General features: G+C 69.3%; 7 protein-coding genes and 1 pseudogene. 4 read left to right on the forward strand and 4 right to left on the reverse strand.

Annotated features, from left to right (window positions below; genetic code table 11):
• Positions 1-429 precede the first annotated feature (429 nt).
• The 3 genes from ABZ570_RS33095 to ABZ570_RS33105 form a co-directional block, all read right to left on the reverse strand.
• A complete protein-coding gene (locus tag ABZ570_RS33095) occupies positions 430-1,764 on the reverse strand; it encodes an FtsX-like permease family protein (RefSeq protein ID WP_358071984.1) in 1,335 nt (444 codons plus the stop codon).
• 70 nt (positions 1,765-1,834) lie between these two features.
• Positions 1,835-2,539 carry an ABC transporter ATP-binding protein gene (locus ABZ570_RS33100; protein WP_358071985.1) on the reverse strand — a complete coding sequence of 235 codons (705 nt, stop codon included), beginning with the start codon at positions 2,537-2,539 and terminating at the stop codon, positions 1,835-1,837.
• Positions 2,536-3,426: an efflux RND transporter periplasmic adaptor subunit gene (locus tag ABZ570_RS33105; protein ID WP_358071987.1), complete on the reverse strand. Its 891-nt coding sequence runs from the start codon at positions 3,424-3,426 to the stop codon at positions 2,536-2,538. Before ABZ570_RS33105 ends, ABZ570_RS33100 begins: the two co-directional genes overlap by 4 nt.
• Before the next feature lie 395 nt (positions 3,427-3,821).
• Here ABZ570_RS33105 and ABZ570_RS33110 point away from each other — a divergent pair.
• The 4 genes and pseudogenes from ABZ570_RS33110 to ABZ570_RS33125 all read left to right on the forward strand — a co-directional run.
• Positions 3,822-4,168: pseudogene (locus tag ABZ570_RS33110) on the forward strand (arsenate reductase ArsC); the annotation flags it as partial.
• A gap of 171 nt (positions 4,169-4,339) precedes the next feature.
• Positions 4,340-4,711 carry a metalloregulator ArsR/SmtB family transcription factor gene (locus tag ABZ570_RS33115; protein ID WP_358071989.1) on the forward strand — a complete coding sequence of 124 codons (372 nt, stop codon included), beginning with the start codon at positions 4,340-4,342 and terminating at the stop codon, positions 4,709-4,711.
• 67 nt (positions 4,712-4,778) lie between these two features.
• Positions 4,779-5,297: a rhodanese-like domain-containing protein gene (locus ABZ570_RS33120; RefSeq protein ID WP_358071991.1), complete on the forward strand. Its 519-nt coding sequence runs from the start codon at positions 4,779-4,781 to the stop codon at positions 5,295-5,297.
• Positions 5,298-5,300: 3 nt separating this feature from the next.
• Positions 5,301-5,777 carry a CBS domain-containing protein gene (locus ABZ570_RS33125; protein WP_358071993.1) on the forward strand — a complete coding sequence of 159 codons (477 nt, stop codon included), beginning with the start codon at positions 5,301-5,303 and terminating at the stop codon, positions 5,775-5,777.
• Positions 5,778-6,163: 386 nt separating this feature from the next.
• Here the strand turns inward: ABZ570_RS33125 and ABZ570_RS33130 are convergent, their stop codons facing one another.
• Positions 6,164-6,988: a sulfite exporter TauE/SafE family protein gene (locus ABZ570_RS33130; RefSeq protein WP_358071995.1), complete on the reverse strand. Its 825-nt coding sequence runs from the start codon at positions 6,986-6,988 to the stop codon at positions 6,164-6,166.
• Between the last annotated feature and the right edge of the window lie 39 nt (positions 6,989-7,027).

A 7,027-nucleotide genomic window follows, 5' to 3' on the forward strand; every position in this document is an offset into this window, starting at 1 on the left:
CACACGACCTGATCACCGCCGTGACCAGCAGTTACCCCAGAACGCAATGACCCTGGGGCCTGTTCCAGACGGTGTTCCAGGAGATAGTCGGTGATCATGCTGGTCACGATCGAGACGAATGCAGCTCGCTGTCCCGCAGCAAACGGTGTGTCGGCTCGGCCAGCGTGACGTGATCCAGTCCTTCGGAATCGGGCGGTAGGGTATTCATGCTTCGGCCCGCTGTCTGCGGGCATCAGCCAATACGCCACCGGAGTCTCCTTAGCGGACAGTTCATCCAGCCGCCCTTACCGTCCCCGGGCAGACACCTGTCCGGAGGCCGAGGCGGGTCACGCTATCGGCGGGGTCCGACACTCCTCGAGGTTTGAACGTTGGCCAGCGCCCAACGGCCGAGGCAGACAGATCCATCGCGCAGGTAGAGGTCGCCCGGCTTCAAGCGCGCATGACGGTGGCGATCGGGATGCGGGCGGCGCGGATGGCGGGGATGAGGCCGCCGAGCAGTCCGGCGATCAGGCCGGCGATGACGCCTGCGGCTCCTGCCTGCCAGGGGAACACGAGGTCCTGTAGGAGCTGTTCCCGGTCGCCGAACAGGGTGCTTATCGCGGTCAGGGCGAGCGCGGACAGTCCGATGGCGGCGGCTGCGGTGAGGAGGCCGGTCAACAGTGTCTCCGCGAGGACGATGCCGGCGAGCAGTGACCGTGAGGTGCCCACGGCGCGCCGCAGTGCGAATTCCTCGACTCGCTCTCCGACGGTCGCGAGCCCGACGTTGAGGATGCCGGCGACGCCGATGAGGAGGACCAGGCCGGCCATGCCGAGGAAGATCCAGCGCAGGAGTGCCAACTCCTTGGCGATGTCCTTCCGCGCTTGGATCGTCTCGAAGTGGATCTGTTCGGCGGGTATTCCGCCGGCGGTGAGGCGGATCCGTAGCAGTTGCTCCAGGTCGCTTGCCGTGGGCGCGAGCATTACCTGCAGCCCGGGGCCGTAGTCGCCGCCGTTGCCCGCGCGGGGCACCCAGTTCTGCAGCTCGTCGGCGCGGGTGTAGGCGGTGGGCTGCGGATTGCCGTCGTCGATCACGCCGATGATGCGCGGTGTCGGGTTGGCGGTCGCCCCCTCAACGCGCATCTCGGCCGGTACCTGGTGGCGTGTGAAGCCTTTGGCGGCCTCGAGGTTGATGACGATCCGGGGGGACAGCGATGGGTGGGAGGAGAAGTCCAGCCATTGGCCGGACACCGGCCGGAAGGGCCGGAACTGGCGGATGTCGCCGGTGAGCGCGTTGAGGCTCAGTTCTATTGCCTTGCCGGGCACGGGAATAGCCGGCGCGTCGCCGGCCGCGCGTATCGGCTGGCAGTAGCCGCGGGGGTCGCAGTACATGTCGCCGCCACCGGGGCCCACGTACTGTCCGCCGCCCGGCTGGTCGAACGGGCCTCCACCGGGGTTGACCGGGCTGACGCCCGGCTCTCCGATGATCGCCTGGGTGGTGGAGACCGCGACCGCGTCCGCCCGCCCTTTCAGGGTGTCGTGGCTGATCTGGATGGTGTCGGCGTTGCCCGGCAGGTAGGTCTGCCGGGTGCCGTCCTTACCCATGTGCAGCTCCAGATCAGCCAGCCGGGCGTTCTTGGCGGTCTCGGCGCCGACCTGGACGACCACGACGGCCATCACTCCCAGGAACAGGCTCACCATCGACAGGAGGGTGCGGGTCTTGCGGGCCCGGATGCCCTGACCACCGATGATCAGTGCCGAGCGGAACCGCCCGGAGAGCCGGATCACGTGGTCACCCCGCTGCGCTCGGCATCGGCCCGGCCCGTTCCGGCCGCCGCTTTGTGCCGTGCTGGCCGGCTCACTGAGGCACGCTCCTTGTGTCGGTAGCCCGGTGGAGCACCCCGTCGCTGAGGCGCAGCACCCGCTGCATCTTGTTGGCGTGATCCCAGTCGTGGGTGACCAGGATCAGGCCACAGCCCCGGTCGGTCGCCGAGCGCAACACCTCGATCACGAGGTTGCCGGTCTCCGTGTCCAGGGCGCCGGTGGGCTCGTCGGCCAACAGCAGACGCGGCTCCCGGACCAGCGCCCGGGCGATCGCCACTCGCTGCTGCTCGCCGCCGGACAGGCGGGCCGGCCGGTGCTTGGCGAGATGGGCGATGCCGACCCGGTCGAGGGCCGCCAGGGTCCGGGCCCGGCGTTTGCGGCGCGGCAGCCAGCCCTGGCCGTTGACCAGGGCCATCGCTACGTTCTGCGCGGCGGTCAGGTGCTTGAGCAGGAAGAACCGCTGGAACACGAAGCCGAACTCGGCGCTGCGCAGGGCTGCCGCCTTGCGCTCCGGCAGCCGGGTGATGTCCCGGCCATCCAGCAGATACTGTCCACCGTCGGGCCGGTCGAAGAGGCCGATCAGGCTGAGCAGGGTGCTCTTGCCGGATCCCGAACGGCCGACGATGGCAACGCTCTCGCCACCGTCGACGGTCAGGTCGGTGCCGTCGAGGATGGTGCGCGGTGCCTTCTGGCCCTTCAGCGTCTTGGTGATGCCGTGGAGTTGCAGCAACGCCGTCATTTTCCACCCATCGGAGCGGACGGGTCGCCCTCCATGCCTGGTTTGGCGGGTGGGAGGTTGGGGCCGGGGACAGCGACCGTCTCGTCGCCGGTGAGGCCGGACTTGATCTGCACGACCTTGCCGTCGCTGAGCCCGAGAACGACGTCCCTGGTCTCCCGGCTACCGTCCGGCTTGACCACGTCCACCTTGCCCCGGCCTTGCGCGCCGGCGACCGCTTCGACCGGGAGTACCAGCGCCTTGGCAGCCCTCGCGGTCACCACCTCGAGCGTGGCGCTGGCACCGTTGATCAGCTTCACTTTGGCGGGCGCGGTGCACACCAGGCGCATCCCGGTCGGCTCCGACGGCTCGGTCCTGTCCTGCGGGCTTGGGGGCGACGGGACGACCGGCAGGGCGGACGGCTGGCCCGACGGCCCGGCGGTGGGCTCCGCGGCCGGCGGGTCCGGAATGGTGCCAGCGGGCAGGGCCGCGATGGTGCCGAGCACCTTGCACCGGAACGGCCCGGGGCCGTTCTTGATCTGGGCCTGGACCGTCGCGAGAGAATCCGAGATCTGGTAAGCCTGGGCGCCGTCGATGTCGGCGACGAGGCCGTAGCCGACCCTCTTCGCCGAAACGATGGGCATCCCGGCCGTCACCTTCGAACCGTCGTCCACCAGCCGGCCGGCGAACACCGCACCCGCCGGGACCTCGATGCGGTGCGCCTTGCCGGACGCCCAGACGTTCGCCACCCTCGTCGGCCTGGTCGGCGTACTCGGCGGCGGCGTGACATCGAAATACCGCACCTGCCCGGCGACCGGGGCCACGATCCCGAACACCGGGTTGATCGTCACCTTCCCAGACAGGCTCACCTTGTTCGCGAGGTCCTGGCGGGTGGGCTGCACGGTGGTCATCGTCGTGCCCCGGGGCGCGAGACCAGGCGTCTCCGCCTGCGCACTCGGCTCGCTGCAACCCGCCGCGCCGGCCACAACCAGCGCGAGGACGCACAGTGACAGAAGCCTTCGCACCGGTACCCCCAACTCGATCACTTCGGGCGACCACTTGACAAGACGCGGGAAGCGGCGACCGGCTGCCCACCAGCGGGGCGACCTCGACGACGATCGACCCGCCGAAGACTACCGCCGAGCCTCCTGATCCGCTGCCCGCCGCGCGGCAACCGACTTCTCCTGGTCAGGGTCGGGCGCCGCCACCGGGCCGGGCGCCGCGTGGGCCAGGCTCGCCGCAAGAGCCGCCGCTGCAAGCAGCCCGACGGACGGGCACACCGCGACACAGCTCTCGTCGCTCCCAGATGGCCGCCGGCTGGCTCCGCCATCTCGCCGGCGACACCGTCGAGGTCCGCTCCGCCGCCAGCGCACCCGCCGACCACATCAACCCGCCGCCGTCGAGGCCATGCGCGAGGTCGGCATCGACATCACCGACCAGATCCCCAAGCTCCTCGAGTACGCCACCGCCGAGTCCTCCGACGTCATCGTCACCATGGGCTGCGGCGACGCCTGCCCCGTATTCCCCGGCAAGCGCTACGAGGACTGGAAGCTCGAAGACCCGGCCGGCAAGGGCGCCTAAGCCGTACGCCCAATCCGGGACGAGATCCGCACCCGGGTGGAGAAGCTCCTCACCGAACTGCGCCCCACCGCCCGACCAACCCGCCGGCGCTGCCCGTCCGCCCGGTCACCCGTTGGGCGGGGGCCGACACTCGCTCATCCGGCCGCTGACACTGCCGGGACAGGTCAACACGGCTCCCTGCCCGCAAACTGACGGTGACCGGGGCACTGGTTCACCCGGCGTATCGATGGTGTTCGTGCAACGATGGAAGGCGTGGGAACTGCGAAAACAGCTATGCATGCCGTCTCGCCGCTTGCCGGCGAGCCGATCAAACGCGCCGATGCCGAACGGCTCGCGGGAGTGCTGAAGGCGGTCGCCGACCCGGCCCGGCTGCGACTGCTCAGCCTGATCCAGTCCGCCCCGGAGGGCGAGGCGTCCGTGAGTGACCTCACCGCGCCGCTCGGTCTCTCCCAGCCGACCGTCAGTCATCACCTTCGGATCCTCACCGAAGCCGGCCTGCTCGAGCGCGAGAAGCGCGGCGTCTGGGCGTACTACCGGCTCGTGCCGTCCGCGATCGCGGCGATAGCCGACCTGTTGACGCCGCCCCGCAAGCGAGCGACGAAGAAGGCCCGCTGAGCGGCACCCTCGAAGGCCGGCCCCGGTCCTGCGGCCGCCGGCAATGGTGCCCGCTCTGGTCACGGCCGTGTCAACCACGCCGACCAGGTCCTTCCTCATCAACGGTGCCTGGACTGATCGGGTCGGTGGCGACACCGTGGTTGCGAGTAAGGACACCACTGTTTTGCCCGTGGTCGGCCAGCCGGCGCCGCTGGCCGGTGTCGTCACTCGTCCTGGCGACAGTCTGCCGCTGTCCCTCCTTGCTGTTACGGGCGTGGCAGGCTGCTGGTGTGCGGCGTTTGATCACACCGTTTCCGGCGAGACTCCGTTGTCATGGCGTCGTGGATCAACTACCGGCGTGGCGGCTCTCCTCCTCTCGGACCTCCTCGCCAGGGACAGGTTAATGAGTACGCGCATCAACCTGCCGCACCTGCGCTCCCTCCTGGACGTGGGCGCGCAACTTGTCGAGGTGCTGTCCGCCGCCGAGTACGCAGGCCAGCATCTACCCGGTGCGGTCAATATCCCGCTGAAGACCCTGGATGCCGCCACGACCGCTGTCCTGGACCGCACTCGTGCTGTGGTCGTTTACTGCTCAGACGCCCTTTGAGACGTGAGCCCGCGAGCCGCGTGCCGGCTTGAAGCCCTCGGGTTCACCGATGTCTACGACTACGTCGCCGGCAAGGCCGACTGGCTCGCCCACAACCTGCCGACCGAAGGCGAGCGGGCTAACGCACCCACCGCCGGGATGAAACTGCGCCATGACGTGCCGATCGCCGGCCCTGATGAAACCGTCGCCGCCGTCCGCGCCCGCGTCGACGCCTCGCGGTACCGTTTCGCCCTGGTCGTCGCCGCCGATCGCACCCTGCTCGGCCGGCTGCGCCACACCGTACTCGGCGGCGATCCCGAGGCGGCAGCGCATGAGGTCATGGAACTGGGGCCTTCGACCACCCGACCCGACTCCCCGCTCACCTCCATCCGGTCCCATCTACGTGACCACGACATGACCTACATCATCGTCACCGACCCAGAGGGACGGCTGCTGGGCACCGTGCACGCCACCGACCTCGAAGGCAGTTCGCCTGAATGATCGAGATCCTGGGCTTCGATGCTGCCCCCGCACCACGACGGGGGCGGATGCGAGGCAGGCCGGCATCGACACCCACGGCGAGGACGATCTGCGTGATGCCGGAGATGGTGAGCCGGCCGGGTTGACCGGTGCACAGCGGGCCTGGCTCGCCGTCGTGGTGGCGGATCCGCGCCGTGTAGTACCTGGGTCAGTTACGGACCTTCCCAGCCGAAAGGCTGGGATTGCTGATACCCGACTACGAAATCAGCAACGGCCAGGGCGTGGCTCATCTGACCGGCCGACGTCGCGTAGAAGGCGTTCTTGATCCGACCATTGTTGCCGCCCGCGGTGGTCTCGGACGTGCTGCTGGCCCGCCGGCGCCGGCAGCATCAGCCAACGCCGCCCATCTAAGACGGCTGCGCCAGGAGTGGCCACGCCGCTCGAAGCGTGAGGATGACGCCGACGGCTAGGACCAGGCTGGCGGTAAGAATGGGAGTGGCGGTGGTGAGGCGGTCTGCCCAGTTCCCGACACGGTGCTCGAGTCTGCTTGTCAGCCGTCGGTGCAGTCGGACGAGCAGCAGTCCGGCGAGGGTCAGGGTCGCGGCCATTCCGAGGCCGTAGGCGAAGACGAGGATGACACCGAACCAGGTGCGGCCCAGCGCGACGGCTCCGAGCAGGACGATGAGCGCCGACGGGCTGGGCAAAATTCCGTTCGCAACGCCCAGGCCGACTAGTCCCCCTGCACGTCGAAGGCCATGCCGGTGGCTGTAATGATCATGACTGTGGTGGCCGTGGCTGTGGGAGTCGCCGTGGCCGCCGTGGGCGTGCGTTCCCGAGGAGTTGTGGTGGTGTAGGACCTCCTCAGGTTTCGCCGGCCCGGCGAGGACGAGTTCCTGCGGCTCCTTCCGCCGGGGCCGCGCGGTCGCGGCGCTGGCGAGCAGGCTGGCACCGATGCTGGCGATAAGGAGACTGCTGAGCGTCCCGAGCCAGCCGAGGAGGGTCTCGCCAGCCAGAGTAGTGGCCGTGGTGAGCAGCAGGCCGACGGCGAGGACGCCAGCGGTGTGGGTTGTGGTGACGGTGGCGCCGACGGTGAGGGCGTCGCGGTAGGTGCCGCGTCGGCCGGCGATGTAGGCGGCCATGACAGTCTTGCCGTGTCCGGGCAGCATCGCGTGGCCGGCGCCGAGCAGTAGTGCCAGCGCTACGCCGAGTATGCCGGCTAGTGCGGTGTCCACTAACGTTCGCCGGGTTGGCCGCCGCGGAAAATGTCGTAC

Source organism: Micromonospora sp. NPDC007271 (assembly GCF_040634005.1).
Classification (GTDB): domain Bacteria; phylum Actinomycetota; class Actinomycetes; order Mycobacteriales; family Micromonosporaceae; genus Micromonospora.

Coding starts and splice junctions, on each gene's coding strand:
- ABZ570_RS33100 (WP_358071985.1), bottom strand. CDS start 2,539: ATGACGGCGTTGCTGCAACTCCACGGCATCACCAAGACGCTGAAGGGC.
- ABZ570_RS33105 (WP_358071987.1), bottom strand. CDS start 3,426: ATGACCACCGTGCAGCCCACCCGCCAGGACCTCGCGAACAAGGTGAGC.
- ABZ570_RS33115 (WP_358071989.1), top strand. CDS start 4,340: ATGGAAGGCGTGGGAACTGCGAAAACAGCTATGCATGCCGTCTCGCCG.